Source organism: Bacillus sp. AFS031507, from assembly GCF_002584635.1.
In the GTDB taxonomy this organism is placed as follows: domain Bacteria; phylum Bacillota; class Bacilli; order Bacillales; family Cytobacillaceae; genus Neobacillus.
The window spans coordinates 217,510-235,987 of record NZ_NUOW01000002.1; the positions used below are offsets into that span (position 1 = coordinate 217,510).

The window sequence follows — 18,478 nt, forward strand, 5'->3', positions numbered from 1 at the left end:
ACCCTCTCTTACGCTTCTTGCCCAACTGTTTCATCTTCAATTCCTAGCTCTTGTTTGATCCAGTCATATCCTTCAGCTTCTAAGCGTTGTGCCAATTCTGCTCCACCGGATTTTACAACACGGCCTTGCATCATCACATGCACATGGTCTGGAGTGATATAGTTTAAAAGTCGTTGATAATGTGTAATAACTAAGCAGCCAAAATCTTCGCCGCGCATTTGATTGATTCCCTTTGATACTACCTTCAAGGCATCGATATCTAGTCCGGAGTCAATTTCATCTAAGATTGCAATTTTCGGTTCTAACATCATTAATTGCAGGATTTCGTTACGTTTTTTCTCACCGCCGGAGAAGCCTTCGTTTAAATAGCGTTGTGCCATATCAAGGTCCATTTCAAGGTATTCCATTTGCTTATCCATTTTACGGATGAATTTCATTAATGAAATTTCATTTCCTTCACCAAGACGGCTATTAAGTGCTGAACGTAAAAAATCAGCATTGGTAACGCCGTTAATTTCACTAGGGTATTGCATTGCCAGGAATAGACCAGCTCGTGCACGCTCATCTACTTCCATATCCAGGACATTTTGTCCATCTAAAGTGATTGTTCCGCTTGTCACTTCATATTTTGGATGACCCATAATTGCAGAAGATAAAGTAGATTTACCCGTACCGTTTGGACCCATAATTGCGTGGATTTCTCCACCCTTTATTTCAAGGTTCACACCTTTTAAAATTTCTTTCCCATCAATTGCTACATGTAAATCTTTGATCGTTAAAGTTGATCCAGCCATATCTATACCTCCGAAAAGAAAGTGTTGTTTCTTGTAGATTGAGTTATTCTATAACTCTATTCTCATTTTATTCTCATTCCAATCTTATAACAAATGAAATGTATTAGCAACTCTTAAACAGTAAAAACAGTCCATCAATTTTCATTAAGCTTGTACCAAATGAGAATGAAAAGAGGATTTAGAGTGTTTTGAATGATAATTCAGTATATTATTATTAATGGAAATGACACTCGATTAAAATCATACCTCATTTTTTTAGCATTTCCAAGCGAATTCAGGTCTAATGTTCTCTCTATTTTTACCCATCGTCATTGTTTAAATGTATGCCATCTTTAGACACAACTACAGAGAAAAAGCCAGTGTTTCTACACTGACTTTCTTCCTAATTTATAACCTTATTCAGAAACTGGTACAACGGCACCTTTGTATTTTTCAAGAATGAAGTCTTGGATTTCTTTAGAATGAAGGACTTCGACAAGTGTTTTGATAGTTTCTTTGTCTTTGTCCTCAGAACGAACGACAACAAGGTTTGCCGGAACAACGTCACTGCCTTCAAATGCAATTCCATATTTTCCGATGTCAATACCGCCTTCTAATGCGTAGTTCGTATTAATGACAACCGCATCACCTTCACCGCTTTCGAAAGAAGATGCTAATAATTTTGCTTCAATTAAAGTTGAGAAATCAAGATTCTTTGGATTTTCGACAATATCCTCTACTCTCGCATTCGCGCCAACGCCTTTTTTAAGCTTAATTAAACCTTCTTTTTCAAAAATAGGTAAAATACGTCCATGGTCACTTAGTGAATCACTCATAATAATTTTTGCACCTTTTGGAAGGTCTTTTAAACTTTTATATTTTTTAGAATAAATTCCGATTGGTTCCTTATGAATTTCCCCAACACTCACAAAATCAAAATCCTTATTTTCTTTCATTTGTAGGTCTAAATACCCTGGTGTTTGAAAATAATTAGCGTCGAGTTCTTTATCCCTTAACGCTACGTTTGGTAGGATATAATCTTGAAAAACTTTTACTTCTAGATCAATGCCTTTTTTCTTTAATAAAGGTTTTGCCGCTTCTAGCACTTCTGCATGCGGTACAGCAGATGCACCAACGACTAATTTCTTGTTACCATCATTTCCTTCTTTTTCCCCTGTATCGTTTTTAGCACCAGTGCACGCTGTTAGGGCAAATGCTAATAGCGAAATTACAATCAAACTAAATACCTTTTTCATTAATTAACCCCTCCTGTTATCGTTTATCTGTTTTCTTTGTAAAATAATCTCCAATAAATTGGATAATAAAAACTAAAATTAATATCGCAATCGTTGCAACTAAGGTGACAATCGGTCGATTACGCTGAAAACCTTCAAGGTAAGCAAAATGTCCAAGTCCGCCAGCCCCAATGACTCCGGCCATTGCTGTAAAGCTGACTAGAGAAATGGCTGTGACTGTAATCCCTGAAATTAATGCCGGCAAAGATTCCGGTATTAATACTTTAAAAATGATATGAACATGTGTTGCTCCCATCGATTGCGATGCCTCAATAACACCTTTATCGATTTCCCTAAGGGCTATTTCTACCATTCGTGCATAAAAAGGAGCTGCTCCAATAATTAGGGCTGGTAGTGCCGCATTCGCACCGAGCATAGTCCCAAGCAATAATTTTGTAAAAGGAATTAATAAAACAATTAAGATAATAAAGGGGATTGATCTGAAAATATTAACAAATCCAGCAATAATAACATTAACAGCTCGATTAGCCCAGATATTACCTTTATCTGTTAAATACAACAACAGACCTAGGAATAATCCTAAAATAAAGGTTGCAAACACTGAAATGGAAGTCATATAAATCGTTTCACGTGTTGCTTCTAATAATTGTTCCCAATTTACCATTTCCATAAGGTTAGCCATTACTGATCACCTCCACGCCTACTTGCTGTGAGTGAATATAATCGATGGCTTTCTGTATTTCACTAGATTGCCCATCCAAGTGGATAAATAATGTTCCGTATGATCCAGTTTGCGTGTGGGAAATTTTCCCCTGTAGAATATTTACGATAACATCAAAGTCTCGGAGGATGTTTGTGATTAATGGTTGTTCTGTTGTTTCCCCTACAAATGAAAGTTGAACCACTTTTCCATGCGGATAGCGTTCAAGTAAATGTTCAATCGTTTCCTTCGTTTCTTCCGGTTCCGTCACCTGCTGCACAAAACGCTTTGTAATTGGCTGTTCTGGATTTTTAAATACATCTAAAACCGGACCAATCTCTACAACCCTACCGTTTTCCATGACGGCAACCCGGTGACAAATTTTACGAATGACATGCATTTCATGTGTAATGAGGACAATGGTTAACCCTAGTCGTTTATTAATATCGACTAACAAATCCAAAATGGAATCTGTGGTTTGTGGGTCAAGGGCCGAGGTTGCTTCATCACAAAGCAGCACTTTTGGATTGTTAGCGAGTGCCCTGGCAATCCCTACCCGTTGCTTTTGCCCACCGCTTAATTGGGATGGGTAGGCATTTTCTCTTCCTTCAAGGCCTACTAGTTTAATTAGTTCGTCCACTCTTTTTTTCCTTTGTGAACCATTTACACCTGCAATTTCAAGTGGAAACGCAATATTTTCACTTACCGTCCTAGACCATAGCAAGTTAAAATGCTGGAAGATCATGCTGATTTCCTGGCGTGCTTTTCGAAGCTCACTGCCTTTGATTTTCGAAATAACGCGACCAGCTACCGTTACAGTTCCGTCTGATGGCAGCTCTAATCCATTTAACATTCGGATTAAGGTACTTTTACCAGCACCACTGTATCCAATCACTCCGAATATTTCTCCCTCTTGTATTTCCAGGTTGACATCATCGACGGCTCTTAGCTGACCTTGTTTAGAAGGGAATATCTTCTGGACATTTTTAATTGATATCATTGAATCACCTGCTTCTTATCCAATTTACTTAACATTCTGAAAGATTTGTATTGTAATATACCGCTTAATAATATAGGGTTTGACTTTTTCAACAAAAAGATTCTGTTTTAACAAAATAAAAGCCTTTCTGCGCAGGCAGAAAGGCATCATTAAAAATAATCCTTTCTCCCATCTCCCAAAGCAATCGCTTTGTGTGAATTGGCACCATTTCAATAATAAATATTGACGGTTGCCGGGCTTCATCGGGCACATCCCTCCACCTCTCTTGATAAGAGCATCAAGTATCCTATATTCAATTAAAACGTTAATTTGTTTAAGTAATTATATTACGAAAGTTATCGTATCATGGATAAAAAGGGGTGTCAATGAAAATAACTTCATATTCGGAAAAATAAGTTTTGGTAACTTTTATGCATTTACCTTGAATGAGATTACACCAGTAGCAGCCAAAATAGCTGATTCGAGATCTTCGATTAAATCCTCAACATTCTCGATACCGATTGAAAGGCGAATCAAATCCTCTGTTACACCTGCAGCTTTCAGGCCATCAGCATCTAATTGCTGATGGGTGGTGCTTGCTGGGTGAATAATTAAACTTTTTGCATCGCCAACGTTTGCAACATGCGCCCATAGAGTAATCGAATCGATTAATTTGGCTCCTGCTTCTTTACCGCCTTTAATCCCGAAAACAACCATGGAACCTGCACCTTTTGGCAAGTACTTTTTGGCTAATTCATAATCTGGGTGTGATGGGTGTCCTGGATAAGATACCCATTCCACAGCAGGGTGATTGGATAAATATTCCACCACTTCTTTTGTATTAGCCACATGCTCCTTCATGCGAACATGCAGTGTTTCAAGACCAAGGATAAACTGGAAGGAATTTTGCGGACTTAATGCCGGTCCTAAGTCACGCAGCAATTGGACACGGGCTTTGATAATAAAGGCGATAGCACCTAAGGCTTCGGCATAAACCAGGTCATGGTAGCTGGCATCTGGCGTTGTAAAACCAGAGAATCGCGGCGAATTCCAATCGAACTTCCCACCATCGACTATAACTCCACCTGTAGTTGTTCCATTTCCTAAGAGCCATTTGGTGGCAGAATGAACCACAATATCGGCACCATATTCAATTGGCCGGCACAGGTATGGAGTGGCAAAGGTGTTATCAATAATTAATGGAACACCTGCGGCATGGGCAATATTGGCAACTTTTTCAATATCAAGTACACAAAGGCTTGGGTTACCAATCGTTTCAGCGAAAACAGCCTTTGTTTTGTCGGTAATGGCCGCACGGAAGTTTTCCGGATTTTCAGGATCAACAAATTTCACTTTAATCCCGTATTTTGGAAGAGTCACTGCAAAAAGATTATATGTTCCGCCATAGAGATTTGATGCCGATACGATTTCATCGCCAGCTTCAGCAATATTTAAAATGGCGAGGGTAATCGCTGCCATACCGCTAGCAACTGCTAGGGCACCAACGCCGCCTTCCAATAATGCTACTCTTTCTTCAAAAACAGTAGTAGTAGGGTTGTGAATACGTGTGTATATGTAACCAGGTTCCGCTAAGCTAAATAGGTTTGCCGCATGCTCTGTATTCTTAAATTGATAGGCGTTGTTTTGATAAATCGGAACGGCACGAGCCCCCGTTACCGGATCCGGAGACAATCCACCATGAACACTCAATGTTTCAAAACGATACTTCTTTTGATTTTCACCCATACTACTTCCTCCTTTTTTGCAATTCAACAAACAAAACCCCTGCTTCAAAGAAGAGGGGGTCTCTCTCCTCATCTCTCAGAGCATCAGCGCTCTGCTTGATTTAGCACCGTGTGATTGTGTTATAAACCGGTTGCCGGGCTTCATAGGGTCAGTCCCTCCGCCACTCTCGATAAGAATGTTTATTCAATTGTCTTTATTATCTGATTATTCACCTAAAACTTTACAGTAAGTTCAATTCCGAGTCAATAGCTCTGATTAGAAATTTGTGATTTTTGAAAAATTTTCCTGTGCCTTTGTCAAATAGAAGATGGATTCTAGCAATAATGTGGTACGAATTGGAGCGGAAATACTTAGTTGGCCGTTATGTTCAAGGGCCCTTAACCGTTCCTTCCCTTCAAGTAGTTGTTTCATTGCCTTAAGGTCACCGCGGATTTCGGATATTGTTCGTGTCTCTTCGCTATCATGAAGTATGAAAATTTCTCCATTCTTTATGATAATCTGAAAAATATTTTGTTCACAAACCAAATTCACTCGCAAATCGATATGTTCTAGTAACGGCAGAACATGCCTTTGCTGTTTGATTGCTAATTGAAAGTTTTTCAGCATCTCTATCATAATCCACCACTCCGGTCTGCTCTCTTATATTAAATATACAGGAGCGGAGCATGAAATCCTCTTTAAAGTGGTCGACAATTATCAACCTTTTGGAGGGGATTTACGGAGATTTCCTGAGAAATATGTCGGATGGAGAGATTTTTTTAAAAAGTGTTGAAATTTATTCATACATAACATCAAGTTTGTGGGCAGCATTTTGTAAAATAAAGTTAGATTCGAAATCGAAGGGATGTGGATTATGAGTTTTAAAGACCGTATTGAAGCAGATGAAATTAAAATTTTAAGATTTCTAAACTCGCGAATGAAATTAGCTGAAAAGGATAAAATTCGCTTTCGTAACCTTGTGAAAGGATTTGAAGGTGAAGTTATGTTTGACTCATTGACAGAGAAGCCTCAGTGTCCAAGTTATATTCTAAACGACCTGTTACTGGAAACTAATAATGGTAAATTCCAACTTGATACAGTGATGATTACTCAAGACCCGCTCTATCTTTTTGAAGTAAAAAATTATGAAGGTGACTTTTATTTTGAAGGTGACCGATTCTATGCTCTACCCAAAAAGGAATACAAAAATCCCCTGCACCAACTACAACGAAGCGAATCCCTACTCCGCCAGCTGTTAGAAAGCCTTGGGTATCGAATCCCTATTGAGGCTTATGTAGTTTTTATCAACCCCCATTTCACCTGTTATAAAGCTCCACTTAATGAACCCATTATCTACCCAAATCAGCTCCCTCGCTTTATGCACAATTTAAATAGGAGACCGTCAACATTAAATGGGATGCACAAAAAGCTAGCTGACCAACTGGTTTCGATGCATCAAATTGAATTACCTTATGATAGGTTACCTCCATATGACTATGGCAAATTAAAAAAAGGTAACATTTGTCGGGTCTGCCTCTCATTGAAGACTACTGTTGTAAATAATAAACTTGTGTGTAAGGATTGCGGTTGTCACGAAGTGATTGATCATGCCGTTTTACGTGTTGTGGAGGAAATTAAGCTGCTTTTTCCTAATTTGCGCATTACTCCCAAAGTGATTTATGATTGGAGCCAGGGTAGCGCTTCAAAGAAAACCATTAGAAGAATCTTACTGGAAAACTTAAGAATAACAGGTAAGACAAAGGGCTCTTTTTTTGAATAAAACGGAATATGGCCATTTAACTTTTTATTATAAGGGTACAATTATAATTTTTTGTGACCGCGGTGACTCTTTTTTCTCTCTCTCGGGCACAATTAAATTTTTTTGTGACCGCGGTGATACTTTTTTGCCTCTATTTGGCACAATTATAATTTTTTGTGACCGCGGTGACTCTTTTTTCCCTCTCTCGGGCACAATTAGATTTTTTTGTGACCGCGGTGATACTTTTTTCCTCTCTCGGGCACAATTATAATTTTTTGTGACCGCGGTGATACTTTTTTTCCTCTCTCGGGCACAATTAGATTTTTGTGATCACTGGAAGCACACTTATTCAAAAAGCAGATGCACTTTGCGCATCTGCTTAGTATAAATGTTGTTTTATTTTTTCAAGCAAAAATGGAACTGATTGAAAAGCGTAGAGGGTTTCTTTTATCTTGCCGGCTTGAACAAATAATAGGCAAGGGACACTTTCAATTGCAAAATCCCTAGCAAGGTCTGGGTAGAAATTTAAATTCATTTTTCCCATATCTAACTCTACTAGTTGCTCAATGACCTGCAGCATTTTTGAAGCTACCTGACAGGTACCGCACATGGGTGTATAAAAATAGACTAACCCGGTCGCCTTTTTTTCAAGAAAGGCAGATAAATCTGTTCGATTCCATTCGTTCATATATCTTTTAACCCATTTCTAAAAATTCAGTATGAACATCGATATTCGCCCCTATTAGAACGGTTGCCAAATGGTGCACTGGCGCAGTTGCCACCTCACGATACATCCGGTCAATATACAAATGTTCCGCTTGTGGAAATTCTCGTTTTAACTGTTTGCGAAGCTTTTCACCTGAGGAGTCGGCATCCACAAGAATATAGACATCCTTATCCTCAAGAAATTCAATTAGTTCATCTAATTTTGTGATACTGATCGTACCATTGGTACAAATAATTTCTACTGGTTCCTTAACAATTCTTTTGACCTTATTTTTATCTGATTTTCCTTCGACAATAAGAACTTTGTCAACATACGAATCATTCATCATCCATCACCTGTATTAGAAGTTGTTTATGTTAACATATTCTAAAATATTGATTACGTGTGCATTCTTCTGCCTATGTTAACTTTATCATTATTGTCATTTTAAAAATAGGGATTTGCCTCAGAATTCACGTGAAATTTACCTAGTTAACACCATCCTCCATCATCACAATCTGTATATTTTGCATTTGGGTTTTCTGTTGTCGTGACATGTTGATAGATTTTTTGTTGATCCACTTCAAAATGATGCTCTAATTCTACTTGCATGTGATCTGAAAGCTTCATTTTTCCAATCGGTGTATTATCAAGAAACAGTTCCATTTCCCCATTATTCATTTTGCCAATCACTCGATCGGTAACATCGACTCTTTGCTGCTTTAACGTCATACTCCCACCCTCTTCAATATATTTATTATAAGGTTCCCTAAAATAGTAGAAGAAAAAGTGGGAAATTAAGAGAAAAAGCACCTTGACAAGGTGCTTTTTCGTGATTAATTAGCCTTCTTTAGTCATTTCTTCATATTGTTCAGCCGTCATGAGCTTATCTAGTTCACTGCTGTCTGATAATTCAATGACAATCATCCATGCTTTTTCATAAGGAGATTCGTTGACAAACTCAGGGCTATCACTTAAATCTTCATTTACTTCAACGACTTTACCACTAACTGGAGCGTAAAGCTCAGAAACAGTTTTTACAGATTCAACACTTCCAAATGGTTCGTCCGCAGATAACTCATCGCCAACTTCTGGAAGTTCAACGAAAACGATATCTCCTAATTCATGTTGTGCAAAAGCAGTAATCCCTACACGCACTTTTTCCCCTTCAACCTTTACCCATTCATGTTCTTCTGAATACCGTAATTCTTTTGGTGTACTCATCTTAAAAAACCTCCATTGTTTTTTTTTTAAATCTATCATCGAAATAAATCGATTCCCATTAGTAATGAAGGAAGAGCAGGCTTATTGCCACATTTTTTCATACTCTTCTTCTTTAAAGCCCACGGTGACACGTTCACCATCTGTTAAAATCGGCCGTTTAATTAACATGCCATCGGAAGCCAGTAATTCTAGCAGTTCTTCATCTGTTGCAGACTTCATTTTATCCTTTATCCCTAATTCACGATATTTCATACCGCTTGTGTTAAAGAATTTCTTTAATTCCAGTCCGCTTTTTTGATAAAATTCCTGCAATTCCTCACGACTTGGAGGATGTTCAACAATATGTACTTCTTCATAGGAAAGCTGATGGGCATCCAGCCATTTCTTCGCGTTTCGACAAGTGCCGCATTTCGGATACCAGTAAAACGTCAGAGACATCAAGTTCACCGCCTTTTCCTATTAAATATCAATGACTTGTTAGAGTCAATTGAATATTATCATAACGTTTTTCAAAATCCTAATGCAAAAAATATGTTCTACTTAAAAAAATTCGACTAATTTTTCAAAATTCCTTCCTTTTCTAATATAAAAATTTAAGCCCCCTTCCTAATAGAAAGGGAGCCTGATTTAATTAAACTAGATAGCGTTCGGCTTTAATAATGACATCCGCAGCTTCACGTTTTTTCGCAATGACATTAATTGGAGTATGACGTGTAAATTTACGAAGCGAGGACAACATCATACGCAGGGTATCGCCTTGTTCAACAGCCACTAATGTTTCTTTGGCAATCGCCTCAAGCTCATTGAAGGCTTCTTGGCAGTAAATTTGCGTATAAAGAAGTTTCTGCTTGTTCTTATCTAAACCAGTTTTTGCAATTGCTTTTTCAGTACGTAACACAACGGATTCCATTGCATACACGTTAGAAACAAGATCCGCGATATTTGCTAAAACTTCCTGCTCTTTTTCAAGTGCTTTGCCATATTTTTGCGTAGCTAAACCAGCTGCTAAAAGGGCAATCTTTTTTGCATTTCTTACAAGATATTTTTCCTGTGCAAGTGGCTCATCACCAGGTTCTTCTGGTGTTAACATCATTAATTCCTCTTGAAGGGCCACTGCCTTTTGAAATAATGGAAGCTCACCCTTGAAAGCTTTTTTCAATAAGGTGCCTGGCACTAAGAGGCGGTTAATTTCATTTGTTCCTTCAAAAATACGCTGAATACGTGCATCACGATACGCTCTTTCAATTGGATACTCCTGCATAAATCCGTATCCACCATGAATTTGTACACCTTCATCTGTTACATAGGCTAATACTTCACTTGCAAAGAATTTATTCAATGAACACTCAATCGCATATTCAGCAATTGAATTTGCCACTAATTTAATATCCTTTTCTTCTTCAGTTGAAAGTTTGCCCTGGTTTTCTTCGTACAGGCCAATCGTGCGGTAAACAGAGCTTTCTGCCGCGTAAATCTTAGAGGCAAGGGTTCCGAATTTTTCTTTTGTTAAATTGAATTGTGAAATTGGTGTTTTAAATTGTTGACGCCCATTTGCATATTTAACAGTTAATTCAAAGGCCTTCTTGGAACCTCCCACACTGCCAACTGCAAGCTTATAACGCCCGATATTTAAGATGTTAAAGGCAATCACATGCCCTTTACCAATTTCACCTAATAAATTTCCGACAGGAACGGGAACATCTTCTAAAATAAGCGTCCGAGTGGAAGAACTCTTAATTCCCATTTTCTTCTCCTCTGCACCAGTTGAAACACCAGCGAAATCCCGGTCAACGATGAATGCAGTGAATTGCTCGCCATCAATTTTTGCATATACAACAAATACATCAGCAAAACCGGCATTGGTAATCCATTGCTTTTCCCCGTTTAGAATATAATGAGTACCTGCAGCATTTAATTTAGCCGTTGTTCTGGCACCAAGGGCATCCGAACCAGAACCTGGTTCAGTTAAGGCATAGGCGGCAAGTTTTTCACCTGATGCAAGGGCAGGTAAATATCTGCGTTTTTGGTCCTCATTCCCGAACAACACGATTGGCAGGGAACCAATTCCCACGTGAGCCCCGTGAGAAAGAGAGAAACCACCGCCTCCAGCCATTTTTTCGGTAAGTAGCGATGAGGTAATCTTATCTAGGGCTAAGCCTTCATATTCCTCCGGTACGTCAACGGCTAACAGACCCAGTTCACCGGCTTTTTTAAGGAGCTTCACCGTCCGGTCAAACTCATGGTTTTCTAAATGTTCAAGCTGAGGAACTACTTCTTTTTCAATGAAATCTTCTGCTGTTTTCGCAATCATCAAATGCTCTTCGGTAAAATCCTCCGGTGTAAATAGTTGCTCGTAAGAAATATCTTCAATTAAAAAGCTTCCGCCTTTAATGATTTTTTCTGTTTGGTTTGCCATTATTTATTCCTCCTAATCTTTGATTAATGGGGGCAACTAGCCGCCCCCTTGTAAAAGGTATATGTTCAAGAATGCTTGGGACAGCCCCAAATGAATTAAAGTAATTCAAATACACCTGCTGCACCCATTCCACCGCCGATACACATCGTTACAACACCAAATTGTTCTTTGCGGCGTTTTAATTCGTGAATTAGTGAGAGCGTTAATTTTGCTCCCGTACATCCAAGCGGATGTCCTAGGGCTATGGCGCCGCCATTTACGTTGACGATTTCATCGTTTAGACCTAGTTCACGAATAACTTGTAGGGATTGTGAAGCAAAGGCTTCATTCAATTCAAATAAGTTAATATCCGATATCTCTAGGCCCGCAAGTTTGACGGCCTTTGGAATCGCAACAACCGGTCCCACACCCATAATTTCAGGTGGAACACCGCCAACAGCAAAGGATCTGAATTTTGCCAATGGCTTCAGGCCAAGTGCCTCTGCCTTTTCACGGTCCATGACAAGCAATGCCGCCGCCCCGTCACTTGTTTGTGAGGCATTACCAGCCGTAACGGTGCCTGACACTGAGAAGGCCGGGCGAAGTTTACCTAATGTCTGCAAATTTGTATCAGGGCGAACGCCTTCATCCTGCGAAAATTGAATTGTTTTTTCAACAAGCTTATTGTCATTACCAACCGTCCGGATTGTTACATCGACAGGAACAATTTCATCGACGAATTTCCCTTCGGCAATTGCTTTTGCGGCACGCTGATGGCTTCTTACCGCGAAAGCATCTTGATCATCACGGGAAATTCCATATTTCATCGCCACTTGCTCGGCCGTGTGACCCATTCCCATATAATATTGCGGAGCCGTTTCAGCTAGTTTGATATTTGGACGGACAACATGCCCCATCATTGGGATCATGCTCATCGATTCTGCTCCGCCCGCGATAGCTGTATCGGTATGGCCAAGCATGATTCCCTGTGCGGCATAAGCAATTGCCTGCAATCCTGAAGAACAGAAACGATTGATTGTGATCGCAGGAACGGTATATGGAAGACCTGCTAATGCCCCAATATTGCGAGCCATATTGTTGCCTTGTTCGGCTTCAGGCATCGCACAGCCAATGATTAAATCATCAATATTTCCTTCATAATTTCCAGCACGCCTTAATGTTTCCTTTACCACCAATGCTCCCAAATCATCAGGGCGAACATGGGCAAGCGTCCCTTTCTTCGCTTTACCTACCGGGGTCCTTGCTCCGGCAACGATTACCGCTTCTCTCATTTAAGTTCCCTCACTTTCTGTTAAATTAGAAAAATACGAATCTATATTGGGATCTATCCCCTCGTTCTAAACGATCTAAACGAAACCTTTTGTAAGAGGGGTCTGACCCCTTGTGCCAAAAAATTAGTTTCTTAATGGTTTACCCTTCAAAAGCATATGCTGCATGCGCTGCTGTGATTTTGGTTCCGAAATAAGGCTTAAGAAAGCTTCTCTTTCAAGATCCAATAAATATTGCTCATCTACTTCTGTCCCGAATGGGACTTTTCCGCCAGCAATCACATAGGCAATCTTCTTGGCAATTTTCAGATCATGCTCTGAAATATACCCAGATAAACGCATCGCTTCGGCACCAAGTAACAGGGTTGCATAGCCAGTTTCACCAACGACCGGCACCTTTCTGCGTACTTTTGGCTTATAGCCTTGTTCGTGTAAGGCTAACACGGCTTGCTTCGCATCATAAAGCAGATGATCGTTATTAAAGCTGATACCATCAGAAGAATCCAAGAAATTATTTTCACGTGCTTCTTCAGCGGATGTGGAAACTTTTGCAGTGGCAATCGTTTCAAACACTTTATTAGCGACATTCTGCAGATCAAATGGTACACCATTTGGAAGGTTTTCTAAGTGCTTCATATAAAGCTCTTTGTTTCCGCCGCCGCCTGGAAGTAAGCCGACACCGACTTCAACAAGACCCATATACGTTTCGGCTGAAGCTTGAATGTGCGCAGCCGGCAGGCACACCTCTGCACCGCCGCCAAGTGTCATCCCAAACGGGGCAGCGACGACTGGCTTAGGACTGTATTTCACTTTCAGCAAGGCACTATGAAGGTTACGGACAATCATATCCAACTCATAAATATTGTCATCCTGCACTTCCATGAGCATCATCGCTAGGTTCGCTCCGACACAGAAGTTCTTTCCTTGGTTCCCGATGACTAGCCCCTTATAGTTCTTCTCAACTTCTTCCACGGCATAGTTAATCATTTGAACAATATCAAGACCAATGGCATTGTTAGGTGAATGGAACTCTAATAGGGCTACGCCATCACCGATATCAATCAGACTTGCCCCGCTATTCTTTTTAATAACACCTTTTTGTTTCTTAATCTTTTTCAGGTCGAGTGCCTTTGGATTAAGTTCAACCAATCGATATTGGCCGTTATCATAGAAGAACAACTCGCCATTTTCTTCTAAATAGAAAGATGAATGTCCTTTTTCTAACATTTCTGTTACCCAGGCTGGAACTTCAAGACCGGATTCCTTCATTTTTTGAACGGATTTTTCTACACCAATCGCATCCCATGTTTCGAATGGGCCTGTTTCCCAGCCAAAGCCCCATTTCATTGCACGGTCGATGGAAACGATATCGTCAGCAATCTCGCCTAATAGCTGAGCGGAGTATACAAGCGACTGTGCCATTGTATTCCATAAGAATTGTCCGGCCTGATCATTGGCATATACAAGCGCTTTCAATTTATTCGCTGTACCCTTTTCCTGCTTGCTAAGTTCAACCGCAGGTGTCGATAGTTTTTTACGTGGACCATACTCCAACGAGCTTGGATCCAATTCAAGAATTTCTTTCCCCTTTTTCAAAAAGAAGCCTTGACCCGATTTGCTTCCAAGCCAGCCTTTTTCAACCATTCCCTTTATAAAGGGAGGGATTTCGAAAACTTCCTTTTCTTTGCCTTCGACTTTTTCATAGACGTTATTAGCCACATGATAGAAGGTGTCCAATCCAACGACGTCTAGTGTTCGGAAGGTTGCACTCTTTGCCCGGCCAATGAGTGGCCCTGTGATGGAGTCTACTTCGCCGACACTTAAGCCCGCCTTCAACATTTCCTGAACAGTTACGAGCAGTCCGTAAGTCCCGATCCGGTTAGCGATAAAGTTTGGTGTATCCTTGGCGACAACCACACCTTTTCCTAAGACATCCTCACCGAAAGTTTTCATGAATGAAAGTACTTCTGGAGACGTATATTGAGTAGGAATCACTTCAAGCAATTTCAAATAGCGCGGCGGGTTAAAGAAGTGTGTGCCAAGGAAATGCTTTTGGAAATCTTCAGAACGGCCATCAACCATCGCTTCTACAGAAATTCCTGAGGTATTGGAACTAATGATGCTGCCAGGTTTGCGGTATTGTTCGACCTTTTCAAATACCTGTTTCTTGACGTTGAGGTTTTCCACAACCACCTCAATGACCCAGTCCACATCTTTCAGTTTGACTAAATCATCCTCAAGGTTACCTGCTTCAATCAGGGCCAAATTCTTTTTCACCGCTAGTGGGGCAGGTTTTTGCTTCAATAATTTTTGAATGGACGCGGCACTGATGCGGTTACGAACTTGTTTATCCGCTAAAGTCAGTCCCTTTGCTTCTTCTTCTTTTGTTACTTCACGTGGCACAATATCCAATAATAGTGTAGGAATACCGATATTCGCTAGGTGGGCAGCAATTCCTGACCCCATGACTCCAGACCCTAGGACAGCTGCTTTTTTAATTAATTGGTTCAACATTGTCTCCCCCTTCAAACTTTGAATGAATACTCATTCATTTTTTTACCAAAAAAAATTCACATATGAATGAGTCTTATTATTACTTACTATAGAATATTTTGAAAATTTGTGCAATCCATAAACGTGGAATTTTATAATTTTTTTTAAAAATAAATTTTTAAATATTTGGCTATAAAAGGGCACCCTAATATCCGAGGTGATAACAATGGCGAAAATGAAGAAGGAACCTTCCAAAGCAGGCGTTAGTGCTGCAAGTGTGAAGGGCAATGGCGGGCCAGGCGGCGAAGTGGCTCACGTTGACAAAAAAAACAGCCAAAACAATCAATTTAAACGAGGATGAAGAAAACAGGCTGAGCACGTCAGCCTGTTTCTCTTTTTGTATAAAAATTCCTGTTTGAGAGACCATAAAGTCGTAAAGATTACACGAATTAGGAGGGTTATTATGCAGCAACAAAATATGAATATGCCCAATATGAACATGCAAAATCAACAAACGAGGATGCCAGAGCCACCCGGAGTTGTATCAACAAAAGATGCCCTTTATTTAACAGATATGATGTCATGGAATTTGCTCTCTGCTAAAAAAGCACACTTTTTTGCCGGGCAGTGTCAGGACCCTGAATTAAAAGCGGAAGCAGAAAAAGTGGGACAAATGCATCAGCGCCACTACCAACAACTGCTAGGTCACCTAGGCCAGCATGCCAACCAACAGCAGCCACTCAATAATATGCAATAAAGAAAAGCGGAAGCGACCGTTTAGCGGCGTATGGACTGAAGCGCTCTGACTGAGATAAAGGAAACACGAAGAGCGTAAGCGATTCGATGTTGACTTATCGTAGGGAAGAGAGCGAAGTACACTAGCCGCTGGGAGCTGTAGCTAGACAATTAAAAAGGAGGATACTTTTCAATGAATCAAAACCAACAACAAAAGATTAAAAACCCTGAGACCCAGGTACCAAAAACGCCGCAAATGAACGAACGCGATTTCATCAATGATTTACTAACAACGGAAAAGTATATGACAAGTGCTTACAGTATGGCCTTACATGAAGCAAGCCACGAAGGATTGTATCAGGACATTATGCAGGTTTTTACAGAAACTCAACAATGCCAGCGCAACCTTTATGACCTCATGTTTAAAAAGGGCTGGTATTCAGTTGAAGCAGCTGATCAGCAAAAGCTGCAGCAGTCCTACCAACAGTTTCAAGGATACACGAATCAGTTACCAAGTGGCGGGACTATTCAATAATTGTAAAAACCGGAGGCATCACCGCCTCCGGTTTTTGTATGAATTTTAATTTTGAGAAGATGAGCGATGTTGTTCATTCATGACTTTTATTTCATTAATAATCTGCATCATTTCTTCCTTAGCATCCGGGTAGAGCCCATTCCAGTGCTTAGCCAGAGCAGGCATCGACTTGGCAATATGGGAATACAATGCCCATACCTTCACCTTCTCCTTCGTTTCATCAGTGGATTCTCCAACCAAAAGTTCACTATATTTTTCAAGCAAAGCTTCGAACTGCTTCACAAATGCTTTCTCCATCATGACACCTTCTGTCTTTAGTAATTTGGGTACATGGGCAAGTTTTGCAGCGTTTGCCTGCCGGCAGTTGATATGTAAAACAACAGGTCTTTCTTACTCTAACTTCTTCATCCCGTTCTTCCAAATATGTCTTTTTAGCAAAGTACTTTTGCAGTGGATTTAAGTTGTAGCGACCAAACAACGGCCCTTCGGCTTCTAAAATTAAGTAGCGAAAATCCTCTCCAACTTGATCATAATCTTTTAGTTCGGTTTCATAGAGCCAAAATAAGTAGACAGCGATATTTTCCCACAGGATTAACTTCGAAATTCCGATTGTTTTTTCCAGTTGTGAGATCAGTGGAAAAATGTTCTTCGCAAAAAGATCTTTCAAAACGCTGGCTCGCCATTCAGAACGGTCGTTGCCATCCCAGTCCTTAACTGTAACATCGTTAAATGAAATCGCCGGAAGCCAATCTTTCCCTCGAACAGCCGACTCCATTTTTATATTATCCAACGATACATTTAGCTTTTTATTCAAAGCAGTCATCGCATAAAGCGACATCACTACTAAAAAGGCATACCGTTTAATAAAAATGGAAGCAGCTACTTTTTCAGATGGAGCCTCAATGGCATCGGTTAAATTTTTCAAAAAATCCTTGAGGTACGATTCATCTAAGAGATCGGCAACATTGAATGAATGATCTAAGTTTGCCTTGAATCTGTATTTTTCCAATTGATTTTCCACCAATAATTTAACCATTCATTGCTACCGCCTTTTCGAGGATACATCTTCCCTTTCCATAAGGAATGCAGAGCGGTGTCCCAAATAGTGGGTCTATTGTTACCTCACAGTCCATGCCAAAAACATTTTTGACGAGGCTGCAATTAATGACATATTCCGGTTTTCCTTGGTCATATACCTTCTGATCCTTGATAGCCACGACATTATGGGCATAACGGCAGGCCAGATTGAGATCGTGAAGTACCATGACAACGGTCCGCTTCTTCTTTTCATTTAGTTCAAACAGCAAATCAAGGATTTCGATTTGGTGGGTCATATCCAGGTAGGTAGTCGGTTCATCTAATAGAATGACATCAGTATCCTGAGCCAGTGTCATCGCAATCCAGGCACGCTGTCTCTGCCCTCCAGAAAGCGAATCAACCGTTCTTTCTTTTAGGTCTTCTAATCGAGTTGCCTTGAGGGCGTCATTGACCTTTTTCTCATCTTCCTCTGACCATTGTTTTAACCATGTTTGGTGTGGATAGCGGCCTTGCTTGACGAGCTGAAGGACGGTTAGCCCTTCAGGTGCTGCAGGCGATTGTGGTAAAATTGCCATCTTTTTCGCAATGTCCTTCGTCGACAGCTTGGCAATCGCTTTCCCTTCAAGCAAGACAGCGCCAGACTTTGGCTTCAAGAGACGAGCGATTGAACGAAGCAGAGTTGATTTTCCGCAGCCATTTCCGCCAATAAACACGGTAATTTCACCCTTTGGAATCTTCAAATCTAATTCATCAATAATGAGAGTCTCCCCATAGGATAGTGATAAATTCTTCGTTTCAATCGCATTCATCATCTGACAGCTCCTTTTCGACTTTTTGTTTTGCATCTTGTCTAGCTCCAGCGCCCAGCGAC

Annotated in this window: 21 protein-coding genes and 2 riboswitches; of the genes, 4 read left to right on the top strand and 17 right to left on the bottom strand. The window is 40.2% G+C overall.

The window, feature by feature from the left end:
* Positions 1 to 8: 8 nt before the first annotated feature.
* From sufC to COE25_RS03000, 6 genes are all read right to left on the bottom strand, one after another.
* On the bottom strand, positions 9 to 794 hold the full coding sequence (gene sufC, locus COE25_RS02975) for a Fe-S cluster assembly ATPase SufC (protein ID WP_088089497.1): 786 nt from the start codon (positions 792 to 794) through the stop codon (positions 9 to 11).
* 395 nt (positions 795 to 1,189) lie between these two features.
* Entirely contained in the window at positions 1,190 to 2,029 is an 840-nt protein-coding gene (locus COE25_RS02980) for a MetQ/NlpA family ABC transporter substrate-binding protein (protein WP_098930849.1), read from the bottom strand.
* 16 nt (positions 2,030 to 2,045) lie between these two features.
* Positions 2,046 to 2,711 carry a methionine ABC transporter permease gene (locus COE25_RS02985; RefSeq protein ID WP_098930851.1) on the bottom strand — a complete coding sequence of 222 codons (666 nt, stop codon included), beginning with the start codon at positions 2,709 to 2,711 and terminating at the stop codon, positions 2,046 to 2,048.
* Positions 2,704 to 3,729, bottom strand: a complete 1,026-nt coding sequence (locus tag COE25_RS02990) for a methionine ABC transporter ATP-binding protein (protein WP_098930854.1) — start codon at positions 3,727 to 3,729, stop codon at positions 2,704 to 2,706. Before COE25_RS02990 ends, COE25_RS02985 begins: the two co-directional genes overlap by 8 nt.
* A gap of 165 nt (positions 3,730 to 3,894) precedes the next feature.
* Positions 3,895 to 4,004, bottom strand: a riboswitch (SAM riboswitch).
* 133 nt (positions 4,005 to 4,137) lie between these two features.
* A complete protein-coding gene (locus tag COE25_RS02995; protein ID WP_098930856.1) occupies positions 4,138 to 5,454 on the bottom strand; it encodes an O-acetylhomoserine aminocarboxypropyltransferase/cysteine synthase family protein in 1,317 nt (438 codons plus the stop codon).
* A 65-nt stretch (positions 5,455 to 5,519) separates the two neighbouring features.
* A riboswitch (SAM riboswitch) is annotated at positions 5,520 to 5,630 on the bottom strand.
* 79 nt (positions 5,631 to 5,709) lie between these two features.
* Positions 5,710 to 6,069 (bottom strand): SCP2 sterol-binding domain-containing protein, encoded by a 360-nt coding sequence (locus COE25_RS03000; protein WP_098930859.1) that lies wholly within the window; start codon positions 6,067 to 6,069, stop codon positions 5,710 to 5,712.
* Between the two features lie 238 nt (positions 6,070 to 6,307).
* Between COE25_RS03000 and COE25_RS03010 the strand changes: the two genes are divergently transcribed.
* The gene (locus COE25_RS03010) at positions 6,308 to 7,213 is read left to right on the top strand and encodes a nuclease-related domain-containing protein (protein WP_098930864.1); all 906 of its coding nucleotides are present in this window, start codon (positions 6,308 to 6,310) and stop codon (positions 7,211 to 7,213) included.
* Positions 7,214 to 7,571: 358 nt separating this feature from the next.
* Here the strand turns inward: COE25_RS03010 and COE25_RS03015 are convergent, their stop codons facing one another.
* The 8 genes from COE25_RS03015 to COE25_RS03050 all read right to left on the bottom strand — a co-directional run bounded on the left by COE25_RS03015 (position 7,572) and on the right by COE25_RS03050 (position 15,320).
* Positions 7,572 to 7,880: a thioredoxin family protein gene (locus COE25_RS03015; protein ID WP_098930866.1), complete on the bottom strand. Its 309-nt coding sequence runs from the start codon at positions 7,878 to 7,880 to the stop codon at positions 7,572 to 7,574.
* Positions 7,881 to 7,887: 7 nt separating this feature from the next.
* Positions 7,888 to 8,244, bottom strand: coding sequence for a toprim domain-containing protein (locus COE25_RS03020; RefSeq protein ID WP_088089506.1), 357 nt, complete (start codon positions 8,242 to 8,244; stop codon positions 7,888 to 7,890).
* 146 nt (positions 8,245 to 8,390) lie between these two features.
* Positions 8,391 to 8,630, bottom strand: coding sequence for a YusG family protein (locus COE25_RS03025; protein ID WP_088089507.1), 240 nt, complete (start codon positions 8,628 to 8,630; stop codon positions 8,391 to 8,393).
* Positions 8,631 to 8,738: 108 nt separating this feature from the next.
* Positions 8,739 to 9,122 (bottom strand): glycine cleavage system protein GcvH, encoded by a 384-nt coding sequence (gene gcvH / locus COE25_RS03030; protein WP_088089508.1) that lies wholly within the window; start codon positions 9,120 to 9,122, stop codon positions 8,739 to 8,741.
* 81 nt (positions 9,123 to 9,203) lie between these two features.
* Positions 9,204 to 9,560, bottom strand: a complete 357-nt coding sequence (locus COE25_RS03035) for an arsenate reductase family protein (RefSeq protein WP_088089509.1) — start codon at positions 9,558 to 9,560, stop codon at positions 9,204 to 9,206.
* Positions 9,561 to 9,753: 193 nt separating this feature from the next.
* Positions 9,754 to 11,538, bottom strand: a complete 1,785-nt coding sequence (locus tag COE25_RS03040) for an acyl-CoA dehydrogenase family protein (protein WP_098930868.1) — start codon at positions 11,536 to 11,538, stop codon at positions 9,754 to 9,756.
* Positions 11,539 to 11,633: 95 nt separating this feature from the next.
* Positions 11,634 to 12,809, bottom strand: a complete 1,176-nt coding sequence (locus tag COE25_RS03045; protein WP_098930870.1) for an acetyl-CoA C-acetyltransferase — start codon at positions 12,807 to 12,809, stop codon at positions 11,634 to 11,636.
* A gap of 123 nt (positions 12,810 to 12,932) precedes the next feature.
* Positions 12,933 to 15,320, bottom strand: a complete 2,388-nt coding sequence (locus COE25_RS03050) for a 3-hydroxyacyl-CoA dehydrogenase/enoyl-CoA hydratase family protein (protein WP_098930872.1) — start codon at positions 15,318 to 15,320, stop codon at positions 12,933 to 12,935.
* 205 nt (positions 15,321 to 15,525) lie between these two features.
* Here COE25_RS03050 and COE25_RS03055 point away from each other — a divergent pair, with 205 nt between their 5' ends.
* The 3 genes from COE25_RS03055 (at position 15,526) to COE25_RS03065 (ending at position 16,569) form a co-directional block, all read left to right on the top strand.
* Positions 15,526 to 15,660 (top strand): YuzL family protein, encoded by a 135-nt coding sequence (locus COE25_RS03055; RefSeq protein ID WP_098930874.1) that lies wholly within the window; start codon positions 15,526 to 15,528, stop codon positions 15,658 to 15,660.
* 102 nt (positions 15,661 to 15,762) lie between these two features.
* Complete coding sequence (locus tag COE25_RS03060; protein WP_088089513.1) at positions 15,763 to 16,056, top strand: hypothetical protein; 294 nt, start codon at positions 15,763 to 15,765, stop codon at positions 16,054 to 16,056.
* Between the two features lie 171 nt (positions 16,057 to 16,227).
* Positions 16,228 to 16,569 (top strand): spore coat protein, encoded by a 342-nt coding sequence (locus COE25_RS03065; protein ID WP_098930876.1) that lies wholly within the window; start codon positions 16,228 to 16,230, stop codon positions 16,567 to 16,569.
* Positions 16,570 to 16,614: 45 nt separating this feature from the next.
* Here COE25_RS03065 and COE25_RS03070 read toward each other — a convergent pair whose 3' ends face one another.
* From COE25_RS03070 to COE25_RS03080, 3 genes are read right to left on the bottom strand one after another with little or no spacing between them, the layout of a single operon-like run.
* Positions 16,615 to 16,866: a YusU family protein gene (locus COE25_RS03070; protein WP_098930878.1), complete on the bottom strand. Its 252-nt coding sequence runs from the start codon at positions 16,864 to 16,866 to the stop codon at positions 16,615 to 16,617.
* Complete coding sequence (fhuF, locus tag COE25_RS03075; protein WP_098930880.1) at positions 16,826 to 17,605, bottom strand: siderophore-iron reductase FhuF; 780 nt, start codon at positions 17,603 to 17,605, stop codon at positions 16,826 to 16,828. The genes COE25_RS03070 and fhuF overlap by 41 nt, the downstream gene beginning before the upstream one ends.
* Positions 17,598 to 18,416 carry an ABC transporter ATP-binding protein gene (locus tag COE25_RS03080; protein ID WP_088090561.1) on the bottom strand — a complete coding sequence of 273 codons (819 nt, stop codon included), beginning with the start codon at positions 18,414 to 18,416 and terminating at the stop codon, positions 17,598 to 17,600. The genes fhuF and COE25_RS03080 overlap by 8 nt, the downstream gene beginning before the upstream one ends.
* Between the last annotated feature and the right edge of the window lie 62 nt (positions 18,417 to 18,478).